Here is an 18701-nt window from a genome sequence, read left to right as displayed (position 1 = left end):
GCCGGCTGACCGGCATACGGCAGTCCGCCGTCGGTTGGCCACTGTCAATTTTTCCCCATACGGGCGGTCATGGACAACAGCGCCACGTCCCCCCCGGGCGCCTCGCCACGCCTGGCGCTTCGCGGCATCTGCAAGAGCTTTCCCGGCGTCCTGGTCAACGACCATGTGGACCTGACGGTGGAGGCCGGCGAAATCCATGCCCTGCTGGGCGAGAACGGCGCCGGCAAATCCACCCTGATGAAGATCGTCCACGGGGTTCTGGCGGCCGACTCGGGCACCATGACCTGGGAAGGCCGACCGGTGCGGATCACCAGCCCGGCCGAGGCCCGGCGGCTGGGCATCGGCATGGTGTTCCAGCACTTTGCCCTGTTCGACTCCCTGACGGTCGCCGAGAACGTGGCCCTGGGCCTGGAGGGCGGAGGCTCGGTCGCCCGTCTGCGCGACCGCATCCGCGCGGTCTCGGACGGCTACGGCCTGGCACTGGAACCCGACCGCCACGTTCATGAACTGTCGATGGGCGAGCGCCAGCGCGTGGAGATCGTGCGCTGCCTGCTGGGCGACCCCAAGCTGATCATCCTGGACGAGCCGACCTCGGTGCTGACGCCCAAGGAGGCGCTGGCCCTGTTCGCGGTGCTGCGCCGCCTTCGGGACGAGGGGCGTTCGGTGCTCTACATCTCCCACAAGCTGGACGAGATCCGCGCCCTGTGCGACCGCGCCTCGGTGCTGCGCGGCGGCCGCCGCGTGGCGACCGTCGATCCGCGCGCCGAGACCGCGCGCTCGCTGGCGCGGATGATGATCGGCAGCGACCCGCCCGACCTGACCGACCGCGCCGACACCGCCGCCGAGGCCGCGCGCCCCCTGCTGGAGGTGGACACCCTCAGCCTGGACAGCGACGATCCTTACGGAACCGACCTGCACGAAATCAGCCTCTCGGTCCGCCCCGGCGAGATCCTGGGCATCGCCGGGGTGGCCGGCAACGGCCAGAACCAGCTGATGCGCGCCCTGTCGGGGGAGCGCCTGCTGGCCCGCGCCGGTGCCATCCGCATCGCCGGCCGGCCGGTGGCCGACCTGGGGCCGGGGCCGCGCCGCGCGCTGGGCATGGCGGTGGTGCCCGAGGAACGCCTGGGCCAGGGCGCGGTGCCGGAACTCTCGCTGGCCGAGAACGCCCTGCTGTCGGCCTGGCGGCACGGCGGCCTGGTGAAGGGCGGCCTGGTGCGCGGCCGCCATACCCACGGCTTCGCCCGCACCGTCATGAGCACCTTCAACGTCATCGCCCACGGCAGCGACGCCGAGGCCCGCAGCCTGTCCGGCGGCAACCTGCAAAAGTTCATCATCGGCCGGGAGATCCTGCAGGATCCCCAGGTCCTGGTGGCCGCGCATCCCACCTGGGGCGTGGACGCGGGCTCGGCCGCCGCCATTCATCAGGCGCTGGTCACGCTCCGCGACCGGGGCGCGGCGGTGCTGGTCATTTCCCAGGACCTGGACGAACTGTACGTGCTGTCCGACCGCATCGCCGTGATCGCCGGCGGACACCTGTCGGAGAGCCGGCCGACACACGCGGTCACGGCCGAGGACATGGGGGTGATGATGGGGGGGATGATGGGCGGCCTGACGACGGGCGGGCTGTTCGAGGCCGCCCCCACGGGCCGACGCCCGACGGTCGGGGGTCAGGAGACGGGGCATGAGGATACGGGGCATGAGGTTTAGGGTGGGGGGACCCCGGCTGGAGGCGCGGGCCGAGCGGTCGCGGGCCATGGTGTATCTCACGCCGCTGGTGGCCGCCGGCCTGACGGTGATGGCCGGCGCGGTGCTGTTCGCCGCCCTGGGGCATGATCCGCTGCGGGCGCTATACGTGTTCTTCGTCGCGCCCTTGACCACCACCTTCGGCCTCAGCGAGTTGTTCGTGAAGGCCACCCCCCTGGTGCTGTGCGCCACCGGGCTCGCGGTGGGTTTTCGCGGCAACGTCTGGAACATCGGCGCCGAGGGCCAACTGATCCTGGGGGCGATCTTCGCCGGCGGGCTGGCGCTGTGGGCGGGCGAGGCGTTCACCGACGGCGGTGGCCCCTGGCTGCTGCCGGGCATGATGGTCATGGGCATCCTCGGGGGCATGGCCTGGGCGGCCATCCCGGCCTTGCTGCGCACCCGCTTCAACGCCAACGAGATCCTGGTCAGCCTGATGCTCACCTACGTGGCCGGCTTTCTGCTGGGCTATCTGGTGCATGGCCCCTGGCGCGACCCGATGGGCTTCAACTTCCCGGAATCGGCGCTGTTCGGCGACGCGGCCTTGTTGCCCGCGCTGGTGTCGGGAACACGGCTGCACATCGGCGCCCTGTTCGCCCTGGCGGCGGTGGCCGGAGCCTGGGTGCTGCTGATGCGCTCGTTCATCGGCTTCCAGATCAAGGTGGTGGGGCTGGCGCCCCGGGCCGGCGGCTACGCGGGGTTCAGCGGCGCCCGGGTGGTGTGGTTGGGCCTGCTGTGCGGCGGCGGGCTGTCCGGCCTGGCCGGTATGGTCGAGGTCGCGGGCCCCATCGGCCAGTTGCACACCCAGATCTCGCCCGGCTACGGCTTCACCGCCATCATCGTCGCCTTCCTGGGCCGGCTGCATCCGCTGGGGATTCTGCTGGCCGGCCTGTTCATGGCGCTGACCTACCTGGGCGGGGATACCTTGCAGATCGAACTGGGGCTGCCGCGCGCGGTCACCGGCCTGTTCCAGGGGATGGTGCTGTTCTTCCTGCTGGCCTCGGACGTGCTGATTCACCACCGCGTCCGCTGGAGCCGCCCGCCCGTGACGGCCTCCGTCGCGCCCCGTGGGGAGACGGCCTGACATGGACGCGCTGGCACACGGAGACTGGATAATCGGCCTGGGGGCCTTGCTGGTGGCCATGATCCGCGCCGCCACGCCGCTCGCCCTGGCGGCCATCGGCGAACTGGTGGCGGAGAAGTCGGGGGTCCTCAACCTGGGTGTCGAGGGCATGATGCTGGTGGGCGCGGTCGCCGCCTTCGCCACCATGGTGGCCAGCGGCAGCCTGCCCCTGGCGGTGCTGGCGGCCATGCTGGCGGCCATGCTGATGGCGCTGCTGTTCGGTGTGCTGACGCTGACGCTGATGGCCAATCAGGTGGCCACGGGCCTCGCCCTGACCATCTTCGGCGTCGGGCTGTCGGCGTTCATCGGCAAGGGCTTCATCGGCATCCCCATCGACGGGCTGGCGCCGCTGTCCGTGCCCGGGCTGACCGACATCCCCCTGCTGGGACCGGTGCTGTTCGGCCAGGATGTGCTGGTCTATGCCTCGCTGGCCCTGACGCTGGCCGTCAGCCTGGTCCTGTACCGCACCCGCGCCGGCCTGATCATCCGCGCGGTGGGCGAGAACCATGCCGCCGCCCATGCCATCGGCTACCCGGTGATCGGCATCCGCTATCTGTGCGTGCTGTTCGGTGGCGCCATGGCCGGGCTGGCCGGCGCCTACCTGTCGCTGGTCTATACCCCGATGTGGGTGGAGACCATGACCAGCGGACGCGGCTGGATCGCGCTCGCGCTGGTGGTTTTCGCCACCTGGAAGCCCGGCCGGGTGCTGCTCGGCGCCTACCTGTTCGGCGGCGTGACCATCATCCAGTTTCACGCCCAGGGGGCCGGACTGGCGGTGTCGCCGCACGTCCTGTCCATGCTGCCCTACCTGGCGACCATCCTGGTGCTGGTGCTGATCTCGCGGGACAGCGTCAAAATCCGCCTGAACGCGCCGGCCTGTCTTGGTAAGGTGTTTCGCTCCGAGACCTGACTCCATTGCCCCCAAAAGAAGGGAGAGACCCCATGCGGACTCTGATCCGTTCCGGCGGCCCCGTGCTGTCCCGCCGTTCGCTGGCCGCCGGCGCCGCCGCCGGGACCCTGCTGGCCGCCTCCGGCCTGTCCGCCGACCGCGCGCGCGCCGCCGATCCCCTGAAGGTCGGGTTCGTCTACGTCGGCCCGGTGGGCGACTACGGCTGGTCCTACCAGCACGACCAGGGTCGCCTGGCCCTGGAGGCCGACCTGGGCGACGCCATCTCCACCACCTATGTGGAAAGCGTGCCCGAGGGCGCCGACGCCGAGCGGGTGGTTGCCCAGCTCGCCAGTGGCGGGCACGGGCTGATCTTCGCCACCTCGTTCGGCTTCATGAACGCGACGCTGAAGGTGGCCAAGAGCTTCCCCGACGTGGTGTTCGAGCACTGCACCGGCTACAAGCGCGCCGACAACGTCGCCACCTATGCCGCGCGCTTCTACGAGGGCCGCTACGTGATCGGCGTCATCGCCGGCCTGATGACCAAGACCAACGTCATCGGCTACGTGGGCGCGGTGCCCATCCCCGAGGTGGTGCGCGGCATCAACGCCTTCACCCAGGGCCTGCGCTCGGTCAATCCCGAGGCCACGGTCAAGGTGATCTGGGTGAACTCCTGGTATGACCCGGGCAAGGAGCGCGAGGCCGCCGAGACCCTGGTGGCCCAGGGCGCCGACGTGCTGTCCCAGCACACCGACAGTCCGGCGCCCGTGCAGGTGGCCGCCGAGAAGGGGCTGTACGCCTTCGGCCAGGCCACCGACATGAGCGCGTTCGGTCCCGAGGCGCACCTGACCGCCATCGTCGACGACTGGCGCGGCTACTACATCGAGCGGACCCGCGCGGTGCTGGACGGCACCTGGACCAGCGGCGACACCTGGGGCGGCCTGGCCAGTGGCATGGTGGCCATCTCCGACTACAACACGGCCCTGCCCGACACCGTGGTGGCCGCCGCCGAGGCCGCGCGCACGGGCATCGAGACCGGGACCTTGCATCCCCTGGCCGGACCGCTGACCGACCAGGCGGGCACGGAGCGCGTGGCCGAGGGCGAGGCCCCCGACGACGGCGCGCTGCTGAGCATGGACTGGTTTGTCGAGGGCGTTCAGGGCCAGGCCCCGCGCTGACGGGCCCGTCCCGGCCAGGGACGACCGGGATCAGACGGTGAACACCGACGGCAGCTCGGCGAAGCGTGGCTGGCGGGTATCCTTGTCCGACAGGATCGGCTGGTCCACGCCCGGCGGCAGGGGCCAGTCGATAGCCAGATCCGGGTCGTTCCAGGCCAGCCCCTTGTCATGGTCGGGCGCGTAATAGGCCGTGACCTTGTACTCCACCTCGGTGTCCGCGAGCAGGGTGACGAAGCCGTGGGCGAACCCGGCGGGAACCAGGATCTGGGTCCAGTTCTCGGCGCTCAGTTCCGCGCCGACCCAGCGGCCGAAGGTGGGCGAGCCTTGGCGCAGGTCCACCGCCACGTCCCAGACGGCGCCGCGCACCACGCGGACCAGCTTGGCCTGGGAGGCCGGCGGCGTCTGGAAGTGCAGGCCGCGCAGCGTGCCGGGCCGCGCCGACTTGGAATGATTGTCCTGCACGAAGTCGAGGGTGATGCCGGCTTCGGCCAGGGCGCGCCTGTTGTAGGTTTCCGAGAAGAAACCGCGATGATCGCCGAACAGGCGGGGCGTGATGAGCTTGACCTCGGGGATGTCCGTCGCCGTGACCTGCATGGCCGTCTCTTTCCTTATGTCCGCTTCCTTGTGTCAGCGCAGCCCGCTGGCGCCGGGGAGCCGTGTCGGGGCCGGGTTACCGCATCGCGCGTCGCGCCGACAAGGAGAAACCGCGTCCCCGCGAAAGCGCATGACAGGGGCTTGGGCGTTCCGCTATACCGGCCGCCGATGGGGTGGGTCGAGGTGGCCACGCCTGACATCGGCGGGCGGAAAACTATGGAGCAATGGTCGTGAAGGTCCTTGTCACCGGTGGCTGCGGGTTCATCGGGTCCGCTGTGGTGCGTCATATCCTGGAACACACCGAGGCGCGGGTGGTGAACCTGGACGCGCTTACCTACGCGGCCAATCCCGCGTCCCTGGCCGACGTGGTGACCGATCCCCTGACGGCGCCGCGCTATGCGTTCGAGCGGGCGGACATTCGCGACGGGGCCCGCCTGCGGGACGTGCTGGCGCGCCACGACCCCGACGCCATCATGCATCTGGCGGCGGAAAGTCATGTGGACCGCTCCATCGACGGGCCGGCCGACTTCATCGACACCAACCTGGTGGGCACCTATCAGATTCTGGAGGCCGCGCGCGCGCACTGGAAGGCGTTGCCGACCGAGCGCCAGGGCGACTTCCGGTTCCACCACGTGTCCACCGACGAGGTGTTCGGCACGCTGGGCGACACCGGCCTGTTCACCGAGGAGACGCCCTACCAGCCCAACAGCCCCTACTCGGCGTCCAAGGCGGGATCGGACCACCTGGTGCGCGCCTGGCACCACACCTACGGCCTGCCGGTGGTCCTGTCCAACTGCTCCAACAACTACGGCCCGCGCCAGTTCCCGGAGAAACTGATCCCGCTCATGATCCTGAACGGCCTGGAGGGCAAGCCGTTGCCCGTCTACGGCAAGGGCGAGAACGTGCGCGACTGGCTCCATGTCGAGGACCATGCCCGCGCCCTGTGGACGGTCCTGACCCTGGGCAAGGTGGGCGAGAGCTACAACGTGGGCGGCGACAGCGAGCGGCGGAATCTGGATGTCGTCGAGACCATCTGCGATACCCTCGATGACCTGCGCCCCAGCGGACGGCCCCGGCGGGAGCTGATCACCTTCGTCACCGATCGACCGGGCCACGATTTCCGCTACGCCATCGATGCCACCAAGATCCACCGCGCCCTGGGATGGGCGCCGCGCCACGACTTCGCCGGCGGCATCCGCCAGACCGTGCAGTGGTATCTGGACAATCCGAAGTGGTGGCAGCCGTTGCGCGACGGCGTCTACAACGGTCAGCGCCTGGGCGTGAACGCATGACGACGACGCCACGGCGGGTCCTGGTCACCGGCCGGACCGGCCAGGTGGGCCGGGATCTGGCCCGCGCCGCCTGGCCCGCCGGCCTGGAGCCGGTGGTGATCGGGCGCGAGACCCTGGACCTGACCGATCCCGAGGCGGCGGAGGCGGCGATCCTGGGCGGGGACATCGCCCTGGTCGTCAACACCGCCGCCTACACCGCCGTGGACGCGGCGGAGGAGAACGAGGACCTGGCCACGCGGGTCAATGGCGACGGGCCGCGCGCCCTGGCCAGGGCCTGCGCCGCCGCCGGGATCCCGCTGATTCACCTGTCCACGGACTACGTGTTCGACGGCGCCAAGGACGGCCCCTATGTCGAGGACGACCCGGTCCGGCCGCTCGGCGCCTACGGGCGCTCCAAGCTGGCCGGCGAGGAGGCGGTGCGTGCCGAGTGCGCCCGCCATGTGATCCTGCGCACCGCCTGGGTGTTCAGCGCCCACGGCAAGAACTTCGTCAAGACCATGCTGCGTCTGGCGGCCGAGAAGCCCGCGTTGCGGGTGGTGGCCGACCAGCACGGCTGCCCGACGGCGGCCCATGACATCGCCCGGATGGTGGTGGAGATCGCCCGCCAGCTCGTGCTGGAGGGCCGCGAGGGCGCCTGGGGCACCTATCATCTGGTGGGCGCGGGACCGACCACCTGGCACGGCTTCGCCAGCGCCATCGTCGCCGCCCAGTCGGCGCGCACCGGCAAGACGCCGCCGGTGCATCCGATCGCCACGGCCGACTATCCCACCCCGGCGCGGCGGCCGGCCAATTCGGTCTTGTGCACGGATAAAGTGCGGTCCACCTTCGGAGTCACGCCACGGTCCTGGACGGACACCCTGGCCGAGGTGCTCGCCGATGTCCTGGTGGACGCACCGGTCGAGCCGGGGCCGTGACGGCACGCCGTCCCGGACGTCCCGGTTCGCCTGCCCCCCTGCCCACCTGGTTGCCCCGTGGTGGCCTGCATGTCCCGCTTCCTGCGCCCACCCCCCTATGGAGACGGCCGCCGCATCCGCGTCGGTCTGCTGGGGGGATCGTTCAACCCGGCCCACGAGGGCCATCGCCACATCGGCCGGGAGGCCCTGCGGCGACTCGCCCTGGATCAGGTCTGGTGGCTGGTCTCGCCGGGCAATCCGCTCAAGGCGGGCCATCCCATGGCCTCCCAGGCGACGCGCCTGGCCAGCGCCCAGGCCCTGGCGCGGCGCCATCCGCGCCTGGTGCCCACGGGGATCGAGGCGGCCCTGGGCACACGCTACACCATCGACACCCTGAGGGCCCTGCGGCGGCGCTTTCCGCGTGTTCGCTTCGTCTGGCTGATGGGCGCCGACAATCTGGCACAGTTCCATCGCTGGCGATCCTGGACCGCCATCCTGGAAACCGTTCCGGTTGCGGTGTTTGACCGGCCGGGGTACTCTTTGGTCTCGGTCTCCGCGCCGGCCGCGCGCCGTCTGTCCGGCCATCGGCTGGCGCTGGGCGCCGCCACGCGGCTGGCCGACTCGCCGCCGCCGGCCTGGGTGTTCCTGCCCATTCGCCGGCATGCCGCCTCGGCCACGGCGATCCGGGCCGGCCTGGGAGCGGCGGCGTCGCCGTGCGAGCCGGCCTGAAAACGACCCGAACAGCCCTGGACCCTTCCCGGGACCCTCCGTTGGGACCCCTCGTGTCATGAAAGGACAGACCCATACCCACCGCAACCTTCGACCCGGCGCACGTAGGCCACGTCGTCGGACTCATCGAATCCAGCCTCGCCGACCATAAGGCCGAGGATCTGGTCTCTATCGACCTGGCGGGCAAGACCGACTATGCCGACGCCATGGTCATCGCCTCGGGCCAGTCGGCCCGCCACGTGGGCGCCCTGGCCGATCACCTGGTGGAGGCGCTGAAGGGGGTCGGCCTGCGTCCCTCGGTGGAGGGCGCCGCCCAGTGCGATTGGGTGCTGATCGATGCCGGGGACGTTGTCGTGCATCTGTTCCGCCCCGAGGTCCGCGCCTTCTACAACCTGGAAAAGATGTGGGGCCTGCCGAGCGTGCCGGCGCCCGCCCGGGGGACCCTGCCGGACGGGGCCCTCTCCCCGGCGGTGGTGACGCCGGCGATGTCGTCGGCGGCGGCCGCCACGGGACCGGGCCTGATGGTCGCCACCCGATGAGGCCCGGGCCGGGACGTCCGGCCCGCCGACACCCGGACGCGCGGCCATGAACCTGCTGGTGATCGCCGTCGGGCGGCTCCGGCGCGGTCCGGAGGCCGACCTCCTGACGGCCTACGCCGAGCGCCTGCGGTGGCCGCTGACGGTGCGCGAGGTCGACGACCGCCGGCCCCTGCCGGTGGCAGAACGGCGTGCCCGGGACGGACGATTGCTGCTGGACGCCACGCCGGGCGATGCCCATGTCGTCGTGTTGGACGGCACCGGGCGGCCGCTGTCCAGCGAGGCCCTGGCCGAGCACCTGGGACGCCAGCGCGATTCCGGAACGCGCACCGTGGCGTTCCTGATCGGCGGCGCCGACGGCCACGACCCGGCGGTTCTGGCGCGCGCCCACCTGGTGCTGTCGCTCGGCCCGATGACCTGGCCGCACATGCTGGTGCGGCCCATGCTGGCCGAGCAGGTGTTCCGTGCCCAGTGCATCCTGGAGGGACACCCCTATCACCGCGCGTGACGGTTCCATGACCGCGCCGCGAAGAGACCGACGCGGGGGTGACGCCATCCGGGTGCGCCCCCACATCTTGGGACACCCACTCGTCCCCTCCCTTGACGCCGGCCAAACTGTGCTAGCATGCGCGAGGGTGGCGACCCCTTCCAACGGATGCGCGCGCCCCACGGGGGCGGACGGCGCGTCATGCCTCGAAAGCGACAGGACACTCCACGCCATGACCACCGATGTTCAGACCCGCCCTCGTCCCGTCGTGCTGTGTATCCTGGATGGCTGGGGCCATCGCGAGGAAACCGCCGACAACGCCATCGCCCAGGCGGAAACGCCCACCTGGGACCGGCTGATGCGCGACTGCCCACGCACGCTGATCGAGACCAGCGGCGACGACGTCGGCCTGCCCGATGGCCAGATGGGCAACTCCGAGGTCGGACACATGAACCTGGGCGCCGGGCGCGTGGTGATGCAGGACCTGCCGCGCATCGACCGGGCCGCGGCCGACGGCTCGCTGGCCACCAATCCGGCGCTGACAGGGCTGATCGACCGCCTCAAGGACAGCGGCGGCACCTGCCACCTGATCGGACTGATGTCCCCCGGCGGGGTGCACTCGCACCAGGACCACATGGTCGCCCTCACCAAGGCCGTCGCCGCCGCCGGCGTGCCGGTGGTGGTGCACGCGCTCATGGACGGGCGCGATACGCCGCCCTCGTCCGGGAAGGGCTACCTGGAACGCTTCCTGAAGGATGTGGCGGACATCGACGCCTGCCGGGTGGGCGTGGTGTCCGGGCGCTACTTCGCCATGGACCGCGACAAGCGCTGGGATCGCGTGGGCCTGGCCTACAACGCGCTGGTCGACGGTGTCGGTGTGACCGCCCAGGACGCCCTGTCCGGCATTCAGGCCGCCTATGACGCGGGCGAGACCGACGAGTTCATCAAGCCCCTTGTCGTCGACGGCTATGCCGGCATGGCCGACGGCGACGGCGTGCTGATGGCCAACTTCCGCGCCGACCGGGCGCGCGAGATCCTCGCCGCCCTGCTGGATCCGGCCTTCGACGGCTTCGACCGCGCCCGCGTGGTGCGCTTCGCGGGGGCCGCCGGCATGGCGGAGTACTCCAAGGCGCACAACGCGTGGATGGACACGCTGTTTCCGCCCGAGACGCTGACCCACATTTTCGGCGAGGTGGTGTCCGAGGCCGGGCTGACCCAGGTGCGCATCGCCGAGACCGAGAAGTATGCCCACGTCACGTTCTTCTTCAACGGCGGCGAGGAAACCACCTTCCCGGGCGAGGAACGGATCCTGGTGCCCAGCCCCAAGGTGGCCACCTACGACCTCCAGCCCGAGATGTCGGCGCCGGAGGTCACCGACCGTCTGGTGGAGGCCATCGAGGCGGGCCGCTTCGACGTGGTGATCCTGAACTACGCCAACGGTGACATGGTCGGGCACACCGGCATCCTGGAGGCGGCCATGAGCGCCGCCGTCACCGTGGACACCTGTCTCGCGCGCCTGGAGGCCGCGGTGACGGCGGCCGGCGGAGTGATGCTGGTCACCGCCGATCACGGGAACCTGGAATTGATGCGCGATCCCGAGACCGGCGAGCCGCACACCGCCCACACGGTCGGCAAGGTGGACGCGCTGCTGGTCAACGGACCGGCCGGCGCCCGCCTGCGCGAGGGGCGCCTCGCCGACGTGGCACCGACGCTGCTGTCCCTGCTCGGCTTGCCGAAGCCGGCCGAGATGACGGGACGCTCCCTGCTGGACGCGGAGGAGGCCGCCGATGGCGCGCCACGGGGAACCCCACTGGGGGCCATGGCCTGACCCGCGCCACCGCCGTTTGGGGCGGGTGGTGACGGCGCCGCTGGTGAGGCTCGCGGCGCTGGCTCTTGGCGTCTGGCTGGCGGTGGTGGTGGCGCCGGACGCGGCCCGGGCGGCCGACCCGGCGGCGGAACTGCGGACCCTGGAAGAGCGCCTGGACGCCGAGCGGGCGGCGGAACAGGCGCTCCGCGACCGGCGCGAGGCGCTGGCCGCCGAGGTGCGCCGGGTGCGCGAACAGGTGATCGAAAGCGCCGCCGCCATCCAGGACGCGGAGGACAACCTGTCCGCCCTGGAGGATCGCCTCGCGGCCCTGCACACCGAGCGGGACCGCATGGGCGCGGCGCTGGCGCGCCGCGACCGCCAGATGGCGCAGGTGCTGACGGCCCTTCAACGGCTGGCGTGGCGGCCCACGGAGGCCCTGATCGTGCAGCCGACGCCCCCCGCCGACACGGTGCGCAGCGCCATCCTGTTGCGGGCGGCGGTGCCCCGTATCGAGGAAAACGCCCGCGCGCTGGCGCGGGAACTGGCGCGGCTCCGGGGACTGGACGCCGCGATCACGGTTCAGCAGGCGGAAATCGCCGACCAGGCCGAGGCCCTGCGGGTGGCCCACGGCCGCATGCAGGCGCTGTTCGACCGCAAGGCGGCGCTGCAACGCGATACCCTGGAGCGGGAGCGCGAGGCGGCGGCGCGGGTCGCGCGGCTGGGACGCGAGGCCTCCGATCTGCGCGACCTGATCGCCCGCCTGGAGGCCGAGCGGCGGCGGCGCGAGATCATGGAGGCCGAACGCCGGGCCGCCGAGGCCCGCCGCCGGGCGCTGGCCGAACAGCGGCGGGCGATGGAACTGGAGCGGGCCGAGCGCCTGGCCCGCCTGCAGGCGGCGCGCGCGGCGGCCGAGCGGACCCAGGCCGCCCAGAACGACAGCGCGGCCGATCAGGCCGACGCCGCCACCCCGCCGGCGCCGGCCGAGGCGGAGACCGCGACGGAGCCGGCCCCGGTGACCGTGGCCCCGGTGACCGTGGCCTCGGTGCCGCCGGCCCCGCCGCGATCCTTCACCGATGGACGCGGCGGCATGCCCATGCCGGTGCGCGGACGCCTGGTGACGCGCTTCGGCGACGCCGACGATCTGGGCGCCGCGAGCCAGGGTGTCACGGTACGATCCCGCGCCGGCGCCCAGGTGGTGGCCCCCTACGACGGCATGGTGGCCTTCGCCGGCCCCTTCCGAGGGTATGGCCTTCTCTTGATCATCGAACATACGGACGGATATCATTCCCTTCTCGCCGGGATGAACCGCATCGACAGCCGCGTGGGCCAGACCGTGCGCGCCGGGGAGCCGGTGGGCGTGATGGGGGGTGGCGATCCCGTCCTCTACATTGAATTGCGCCGCAAGGGACGACCGATCAATCCCCTGCCCTGGATGGCGGCGGGCACCGATACTGGAAAGGGATGATGCGAAAAAACCTTTGGATCGTCGTCGCCGGCGCCAGTGCCGTCATGGCCCTGGGCACCGCCTATTTCGTTCCGCACGCCGCGGCGCGGGATGCCGAGACCTATCGCCTGATGGAGCTGTTCGCCAACGTGTTCGAGCGGGTCAAGCAGGACTACGTGGAGCCGGTCGAGGACCGCGACCTCGTCGAGGCCGCGATCAACGGCATGCTCACGTCGCTGGATCCCCATTCCGGCTACCTGGACCTCGAACACTTCCGCGACATGCAGGTCCAGACCAAGGGCGAGTTCGGGGGCCTGGGCATCGAGGTCACCATGGAGAACGGCCTGATCAAGGTGGTGTCGCCCATCGACGACACGCCGGCCGCCCGGGCCGGCCTGCAACCGGGCGACTTCATCACCCATCTCGACGGCGATGCGGTCACCGGCCTGACCCTCAGCGAGGCGGTGGACCGCATGCGCGGCCGGGTCGGCACCGACATCGTGATCACCGTGCTGCGCCAGTCGTCGGGCGAGCCCTTTGACGTCTCCATCACCCGTGACGTGATCACCATCCGCTCGGTGCGCCATCACCTGGAAGGCGGCGACGTCGGCTATGTGCGCGTCACCTCGTTCACCGAACAGACCGAGGAGGGTGTCGAAAGCGCCATCGACGACTTGCGGGACGAGGCGGCGGACGCGCTCAAGGGCTTCGTGCTGGATCTGCGCAACAACCCCGGCGGCCTGCTGGATCAGGCGGTGGCCGTGTCCGATGCCTTCCTGGAAACCGGCGAGATCGTCTCCACACGCTCCCGGGACCTGGACGAAACGCAGCGGTTCAACGCCCGCGACGGCGATCTGGCCGAGGGCCTGCCCATCGTCGTGATCATCAATGGCGGCTCGGCCTCGGCCTCGGAGATCGTGGCCGGCGCGTTGCAGGATCACGGCCGGGCCATCGTCCTAGGCACCAAGAGTTTCGGCAAGGGGTCGGTGCAGACCATCATGCCCTTGCCCGGCAACGGCGCCATGCGGCTGACAACCGCCCGCTACTACACGCCGTCCGGCCGCTCGATCCAGGCCAAGGGCATCGACCCGGACATCATCGTGCAGGCGGCGCGGCTGGAACTGCTGGATGCGCCGCAGCGCCGCAGCGAGGCCGACTTGCGCAATGCCCTGGACGCGGGGGCAACCAACGGCGACGACGAGACGACGGGTGAGGCTCCGGTCTCCGGCACGGACGGCGATAGCGACGGCGACGGCGACGGTGACGCGCCCCCGGACACGGCCGAGGACCGGGACGGTGGCGCCATCGAGGACTATCAGCTCGCCCGCGCGGTCGACCTGCTGCGGGGCCTGGCCTTGTATCGCCAGCGCACGGCCGCCGTGGACGGCGCGAACTGAGCGACGCTGACCGACCGGCGCGGGCATGGGGGCAGTGACCCGCGCCCCCCACGGTCCCCGCCCCGGCGGACCGTGGGGTCGGTTTCCCTGTTCCCCGGGGGGGTTGAACGGAGACGCGAAACCGTGAAACTGCCAGGCAAGTCCAGGGGCGGCCGCAAGCGGGTCGTCGATCCCCTCGGTGATCCGCTTGAGGACCTGGGTCCTGGCCCGCCGCCCATGGATGGCGGCGCGGACCCTGGGGGCGCGGCGGTCGGGATCGATGCCGCGGGCTTCCCCGAGACCCTGGAACCGCCGACCGGGATCGTCAGCCGCCTGTTCGGGGCACAGGGCGGCCTGGATCCCCGGCGCGGCGACCGCGACCTGGACCTGGACGACGACGAGGCCGGCGGCCCGCGCGCGGGCCTGAGCCGCGTGGCCATGATGGCCGGGCTGGGCCTGCTGGTGCTTGGCGGCGGCGCCGCGGCCGGCTGGTGGATGTGGCAGGGACAGGATCAGGACGCGAGCGACACACCGGTGGCCGGCCTTGAGGCGCCCGACGCGGGGACAGCCCCGGTCCCCGGGGACGACGGCGTCCAGGCGTCCGTGCCGGTGCTGGTGACCCCGGAGCGGGTGGTGATGACCATCCCGCCGCTGACCCCGCCCCGTGACGACGTCCCGTCCCTGAGCCTGGACACGCCCGCCGTGGTGGCCGACGCGACGGCGGCCACCGACCGGTCGGTGCAGCGCCGGCCCTGGCTGACCGCCCCGCAGGACGGGGACGACGGCGCATCATCCGCCGAGACTCCAGCCCCCGAAACCCCAGACGCCGAAACCCCAGACCCCGAAACCCCAGACCCCGAAACCCCAGACCCCGAAACCATGGACATCGAAGCCATGGACGGCGAGGCGACCGGCATGACGCCGGCGGACGCGTCGACGGACGCGGGCGACCAAGACACCGGTGATCCGGCGACCACCGATCCGGTGCCCGCCGTCGCCGACCATGGCGATCAGGGGCACCAGGAGCCGACCCCTGGTGAACCGACCCCGGGGGATCCGGCGGCGCATGCCGAGTCCGGGACGGGGGAGGCCACGGATCCCGTCGCCCCCGAGACCATCCCGACGTTGTCCCCGGGGCCGGTACCCGGGATGGCCCCGGACGTGACGGCCGAGACGCCGACCGACCACGGGACCATGATCCCCGACTCTGGGTCGGACGGCGGATCCCACGGCGATGCCCCGGTCGCCGCCGACGGCGTGCGGCAGCGCGTGGACCTCGCGGCGCCGGTGATCGACCTGCCGGACGTTCCCGGCCTGCTGCCGGTGCCGCCGGGCCTGGGTCCGCTGACGGAACCCGAGGCCCCCAACCGGCTCGGGGGCGTGCCCCCGGTGCCATCCTACCAGACGCTCGCCATGATCGACGGACCGCGCGCGCCGCCCTTGCGCGCCGCCCCCGTCCCCGCCTTGCAGGAGGCCGGCGCCCATGGGTCCGTCCCGACCATCGGTCCGGACGGCACGGTGCCCTGGCGGGCCTACGCCGCGCCGGACCCGGCGCCGCCCGACAGCCCGCGCGTGGCCATCGTGGTGCGCGGCCTGGGCATGATGGTCGATCCGCTGCACGCCGCCGTCACCAAGCTTCCGCCCGAGGTCACGCTGGCGTTCACGCCCTACGCGCGGGACGCGCGGGACAAGATGACGGTGGCCCGGGAGTCGGGGCACGAGGTGATGCTCGAACTGCCCATGGAGCCGGGCAGCTTTCCCGCCCGCGACCCGGGTCCCCTGGGCCTGCTCACCCTGCTGCCCGACGCCGACAACCGCGACCGGCTCGATCAGGTGCTGGCGGCCGGCCACGGTTACGTGGGGGTCATGGCCGGCAATGGCGGACGCTTCGCGGTCTCGCCGGACCATATGGAACCGGTGCTGAAGCGCCTGCGTCGCGCCGGGCTGTTGTACCTGCACCAGGGCGAGGCGCGATCGCTTGTCGCCAACCGCCGCCTGCTGCCGCCGCTAACCGCCGTGGATGTGGTCGTGGATGCCAACGGGTTCGCTGGAAGCGTGCGCGCGCGCCTGGACTACCTGGGCCGGCTGGCGCGCGCCCGGGGCACCGCCGTGGGCATCATGCAGGCGACGCCGCTGAATTTCGCCGCCCTGCGCGACTGGGTCGCGGGCCTGGAGGGGACCGGCGTGGCCCTGTCTCCCCTCTCGGCCGTGGTGATGCGCTCCGGCGGCGGCGGCATGGCGGCCGGCATGGCCGGGGATCCGGCCGTCCCGGGAGACGGAACAGGGACGCCGCCAGCCGCCGGCGACGACGACCCGATACAGGCGGAGGAAGGGCATGGGTGACGCGGGGACCGAAACGACGGCACCGGCGGATGATCCGGCGCGGACGTCCCTGCCCTATCGGCGCGGCGTGGGGGTGATGCTGGTCAACGAGGCCGGCCTGGTCTTCGTCGCCCAGCGCAACGACGTTGCCGTCGATGCCTGGCAGATGCCCCAGGGCGGCGTGGATCCCGGAGAGACCCCACGGGACACCGCGTTGCGGGAACTGGCCGAGGAAACCGGAGTCACCCCCGACAAGGTCGAGATCCTGGCGCGGACGCCCGACTGGCTGCGCTACGACCTGCCGGCCGATCTGGCGTCACGCTTGTGGCATGGGCGCTATCGCGGCCAGGAACAGCTCTGGTTTCTCATGCGCTTCACCGGGACCGATGACGACGTCACCCTGGACACCGAACACCCCGAGTTCTCGACCTGGACCTGGGTGCCCCTGGAGCGGGTGAGCGCGCTGATCATCCCCTTCAAGCGCGCCCTGTACGACCAGGTGGTGGCCGCCTTCGGCCCCCGGGTGCGGGCCATCGCGGCGGCGGCCGCCGCCGCGACCGACGCCCCCGCCGCGACCGGCGGCGGCGGGCGCTGACCGGCGTCCGTCAGGCGTCGCCCGCCAGCGCCGCCAGGATGTCGGCGAACCGCGCGGGATCGGCGATCAGGCGCGGCACCTTGTGTTGGCCGCCGGCCTGCCCTCGCGCGGCCATCCAGGCGGCGAAACGGCCCGGCGGCACGGCGGTGACGTGGGGTGCATCCAGCCCCTCGGAGCGATGCGCCTCGTAATCCTCGTTTTCGCGGCACAGCGCGGCGTCGAAGGCGGCGCGGAAGGTATCCAGGGTGGCGGCGTCCGCCGCCTGGGCGAACTCCACGATCAGGTGGTGATGGGCCGCCATCGCGCCCCCCTCCCCCGGCAGCGCCGCGCCCATGGTCCAGTCCCTGGGGTCCAGGGCGGCGGCCCGCGCGGCGGTGGCCACCGCGGCCTCCACCTCGGCGCCGATCAGGTGCTCCCCGAACACCGACAGGCTCCAGCCCGTCCGGCCGGTGACCACCAGCCGGGGCGGCCTGCGCGACACCAGCCGCACCGTGTCGCCCAGCACATGACCCCAGGCGCCGGCACAGGTGCTCAGCACCAGGGCGTACTCCTGGCCGATCTCGGCGTCGGCCAGCCAGTGGCGCGTGGGCTGGGGTTGGCCCAACTCACCCACGGGCACGAACTCCAGGAACAGGCCGTGGTCGGTCATGATGCGCAAGCCATCCTCCGGGGCCGCGTCCTGGGCGGCGATGAAGCCCTCGGAGGCGGGATATACCTCGGCCACGTCGGCATGGCTGCCGGCCAGCAGGGCCTCGAAGCGCCGGCGGTAGGGCGCGAAGGCGACGCCACCGTGAATGAGCAACTCCAGATTGGGGAACAGCGCGCCCAGGCTGTCGGCGCCGGTGGCGTCCAGCAGCCGCTCGGCCAGGATCAGCAGCCAGGACGTCGTGCCGGCGATCATCCGCAGGTCGCGTCCCGGCAGGTCGGCTGTCAGCCGCTCCAGCTTCCTCGGCCAGTCGGGCAGCAGCGCGATGGCCGGCGGCGGATACACCCGCCCCCGCAACAGCCAGGGCACGCGCGCGGCGGCGATGCCGGACAGGTCGCCGCTCATCGCGCCTCCGGGCAACCGCGAAAGGTCGGTCGATCCCCCCAGCAGGAAGCTTGGCCCGCCCCAGATGCGGCTCGTCGGACGCCGGTCCAGGTGAAAGGCCAGCACGTCCAGCGCCGCCATGTGGTTGGCGCGCATCATGGCCTCGGTGACCGGGATGTGCTTGGTGCGCCCGCTGGTCGTGCCGCTGGTGACGGCGAACCAGCGCACCCGGCCGGGCCAGCTCACGTCGGTCAGTCTCGGGAACCGGTGGCTCCACCAGTCCCGCCACATGTCCTCCCAGGTGCGCAGCGGCACCCGCGCCTGAAAGTCAGCGACCGAGCGGATATCCCCGAAGCCGTGGGCACGGCCGAAGCCGGTGTCGCGGGCCCGGTGGACCAGGCGACGCAGGGTGCGGGCCTGCGCGGCGCCCGGGTCCTGCGCCGCCAGCTGGCGGACGCGGCGGCGGCTCCAGGCGCGCAGGGCCGGGGTGGCGTCGATCGGCATGAGGCTCCCTCCCGCTGCGCGGGTCCGACTCGAAGGCCGGCCCGCGATCAGGCTTATTAAACATCTGATAACATGGTGGTTTCCAGGACCCAGCGAAACCCCCGCCGGGTGATCGGGTGGTTCCCTCGGCCCCCGATCCGGTCTATGGTTCCCGTCCTGAAGACA

Annotated in this window: 16 protein-coding genes; 14 read left to right on the top strand and 2 right to left on the bottom strand. The window is 71.8% G+C overall.

What is annotated here, in order from left to right:
* The first annotated feature begins 69 nt into the window (after positions 1-69).
* From GGD89_RS11225 to GGD89_RS11210, 4 genes are read left to right on the top strand one after another with little or no spacing between them, the layout of a single operon-like run.
* A complete protein-coding gene (locus GGD89_RS11225) occupies positions 70-1707 on the top strand; it encodes an ABC transporter ATP-binding protein (RefSeq protein ID WP_184045259.1) in 1638 nt (545 codons plus the stop codon).
* Entirely contained in the window at positions 1697-2824 is a 1128-nt protein-coding gene (locus GGD89_RS11220; protein WP_246423044.1) for an ABC transporter permease, read from the top strand. The genes GGD89_RS11225 and GGD89_RS11220 overlap by 11 nt, the downstream gene beginning before the upstream one ends.
* Before the next feature lies 1 nt (position 2825).
* Positions 2826-3773, top strand: coding sequence for an ABC transporter permease (locus tag GGD89_RS11215; protein WP_184045257.1), 948 nt, complete (start codon positions 2826-2828; stop codon positions 3771-3773).
* A gap of 32 nt (positions 3774-3805) precedes the next feature.
* Complete coding sequence (locus tag GGD89_RS11210) at positions 3806-4927, top strand: BMP family ABC transporter substrate-binding protein (RefSeq protein ID WP_184045255.1); 1122 nt, start codon at positions 3806-3808, stop codon at positions 4925-4927.
* A 30-nt stretch (positions 4928-4957) separates the two neighbouring features.
* On the opposite strand, the gene rfbC is transcribed toward GGD89_RS11210, so the two are convergent.
* Complete coding sequence (gene rfbC / locus GGD89_RS11205) at positions 4958-5521, bottom strand: dTDP-4-dehydrorhamnose 3,5-epimerase (protein WP_184045253.1); 564 nt, start codon at positions 5519-5521, stop codon at positions 4958-4960.
* A gap of 230 nt (positions 5522-5751) precedes the next feature.
* Here rfbC and rfbB point away from each other — a divergent pair, with 230 nt between their 5' ends.
* The 10 genes from rfbB to GGD89_RS11155 all read left to right on the top strand — a co-directional run bounded on the left by rfbB (position 5752) and on the right by GGD89_RS11155 (position 17002).
* Positions 5752-6813, top strand: coding sequence for a dTDP-glucose 4,6-dehydratase (rfbB, locus tag GGD89_RS11200; protein ID WP_343058584.1), 1062 nt, complete (start codon positions 5752-5754; stop codon positions 6811-6813).
* The gene (rfbD, locus tag GGD89_RS11195) at positions 6810-7727 is read left to right on the top strand and encodes a dTDP-4-dehydrorhamnose reductase (RefSeq protein ID WP_184045249.1); all 918 of its coding nucleotides are present in this window, start codon (positions 6810-6812) and stop codon (positions 7725-7727) included. Before rfbB ends, rfbD begins: the two co-directional genes overlap by 4 nt.
* Before the next feature lie 69 nt (positions 7728-7796).
* Positions 7797-8435 (top strand): nicotinate-nucleotide adenylyltransferase, encoded by a 639-nt coding sequence (locus GGD89_RS11190; RefSeq protein WP_184045247.1) that lies wholly within the window; start codon positions 7797-7799, stop codon positions 8433-8435.
* A 74-nt stretch (positions 8436-8509) separates the two neighbouring features.
* On the top strand, positions 8510-8974 hold the full coding sequence (gene rsfS, locus GGD89_RS11185; protein WP_184045322.1) for a ribosome silencing factor: 465 nt from the start codon (positions 8510-8512) through the stop codon (positions 8972-8974).
* Between the two features lie 46 nt (positions 8975-9020).
* The gene (rlmH, locus tag GGD89_RS11180) at positions 9021-9479 is read left to right on the top strand and encodes a 23S rRNA (pseudouridine(1915)-N(3))-methyltransferase RlmH (RefSeq protein WP_184045245.1); all 459 of its coding nucleotides are present in this window, start codon (positions 9021-9023) and stop codon (positions 9477-9479) included.
* A gap of 211 nt (positions 9480-9690) precedes the next feature.
* Positions 9691-11286 carry a 2,3-bisphosphoglycerate-independent phosphoglycerate mutase gene (gpmI, locus tag GGD89_RS11175; RefSeq protein WP_184045243.1) on the top strand — a complete coding sequence of 532 codons (1596 nt, stop codon included), beginning with the start codon at positions 9691-9693 and terminating at the stop codon, positions 11284-11286.
* On the top strand, positions 11246-12730 hold the full coding sequence (locus GGD89_RS11170; protein WP_184045241.1) for a murein hydrolase activator EnvC family protein: 1485 nt from the start codon (positions 11246-11248) through the stop codon (positions 12728-12730). Before gpmI ends, GGD89_RS11170 begins: the two co-directional genes overlap by 41 nt.
* The gene (locus GGD89_RS11165) at positions 12730-14106 is read left to right on the top strand and encodes a S41 family peptidase (protein ID WP_425503035.1); all 1377 of its coding nucleotides are present in this window, start codon (positions 12730-12732) and stop codon (positions 14104-14106) included. Before GGD89_RS11170 ends, GGD89_RS11165 begins: the two co-directional genes overlap by 1 nt.
* Before the next feature lie 123 nt (positions 14107-14229).
* Positions 14230-16428: a divergent polysaccharide deacetylase family protein gene (locus GGD89_RS11160; protein WP_184045237.1), complete on the top strand. Its 2199-nt coding sequence runs from the start codon at positions 14230-14232 to the stop codon at positions 16426-16428.
* Complete coding sequence (locus tag GGD89_RS11155) at positions 16421-17002, top strand: RNA pyrophosphohydrolase (RefSeq protein ID WP_184045235.1); 582 nt, start codon at positions 16421-16423, stop codon at positions 17000-17002. The genes GGD89_RS11160 and GGD89_RS11155 overlap by 8 nt, the downstream gene beginning before the upstream one ends.
* Positions 17003-17012: 10 nt before the next feature.
* Here GGD89_RS11155 and GGD89_RS11150 read toward each other — a convergent pair whose 3' ends face one another.
* Positions 17013-18536 (bottom strand): GH3 family acyl-acid amido synthetase, encoded by a 1524-nt coding sequence (locus tag GGD89_RS11150; RefSeq protein ID WP_184045233.1) that lies wholly within the window; start codon positions 18534-18536, stop codon positions 17013-17015.
* Between the last annotated feature and the right edge of the window lie 165 nt (positions 18537-18701).

This window comes from Roseospira visakhapatnamensis, from assembly GCF_014197915.1.
GTDB classification, from domain to species: Bacteria; Pseudomonadota; Alphaproteobacteria; order Rhodospirillales; family Rhodospirillaceae; genus Rhodospira; species Rhodospira visakhapatnamensis.
This window is presented reverse-complemented; position numbering and strand designations above follow the sequence as displayed.

Coding starts and splice junctions, on each gene's coding strand:
- GGD89_RS11225 (WP_184045259.1), top strand. CDS start 70: ATGGACAACAGCGCCACGTCCCCCCCGGGCGCCTCGCCACGCCTGGCG.
- GGD89_RS11220 (WP_246423044.1), top strand. CDS start 1,697: ATGAGGTTTAGGGTGGGGGGACCCCGGCTGGAGGCGCGGGCCGAGCGG.
- GGD89_RS11215 (WP_184045257.1), top strand. CDS start 2,826: ATGGACGCGCTGGCACACGGAGACTGGATAATCGGCCTGGGGGCCTTG.
- GGD89_RS11210 (WP_184045255.1), top strand. CDS start 3,806: ATGCGGACTCTGATCCGTTCCGGCGGCCCCGTGCTGTCCCGCCGTTCG.
- rfbC (WP_184045253.1), bottom strand. CDS start 5,521: ATGCAGGTCACGGCGACGGACATCCCCGAGGTCAAGCTCATCACGCCC.
- rfbD (WP_184045249.1), top strand. CDS start 6,810: ATGACGACGACGCCACGGCGGGTCCTGGTCACCGGCCGGACCGGCCAG.
- GGD89_RS11190 (WP_184045247.1), top strand. CDS start 7,797: ATGTCCCGCTTCCTGCGCCCACCCCCCTATGGAGACGGCCGCCGCATC.
- rlmH (WP_184045245.1), top strand. CDS start 9,021: ATGAACCTGCTGGTGATCGCCGTCGGGCGGCTCCGGCGCGGTCCGGAG.
- gpmI (WP_184045243.1), top strand. CDS start 9,691: ATGACCACCGATGTTCAGACCCGCCCTCGTCCCGTCGTGCTGTGTATC.
- GGD89_RS11170 (WP_184045241.1), top strand. CDS start 11,246: ATGGCGCGCCACGGGGAACCCCACTGGGGGCCATGGCCTGACCCGCGC.
- GGD89_RS11165 (WP_425503035.1), top strand. CDS start 12,730: ATGCGAAAAAACCTTTGGATCGTCGTCGCCGGCGCCAGTGCCGTCATG.
- GGD89_RS11155 (WP_184045235.1), top strand. CDS start 16,421: ATGGGTGACGCGGGGACCGAAACGACGGCACCGGCGGATGATCCGGCG.
- GGD89_RS11150 (WP_184045233.1), bottom strand. CDS start 18,536: ATGCCGATCGACGCCACCCCGGCCCTGCGCGCCTGGAGCCGCCGCCGC.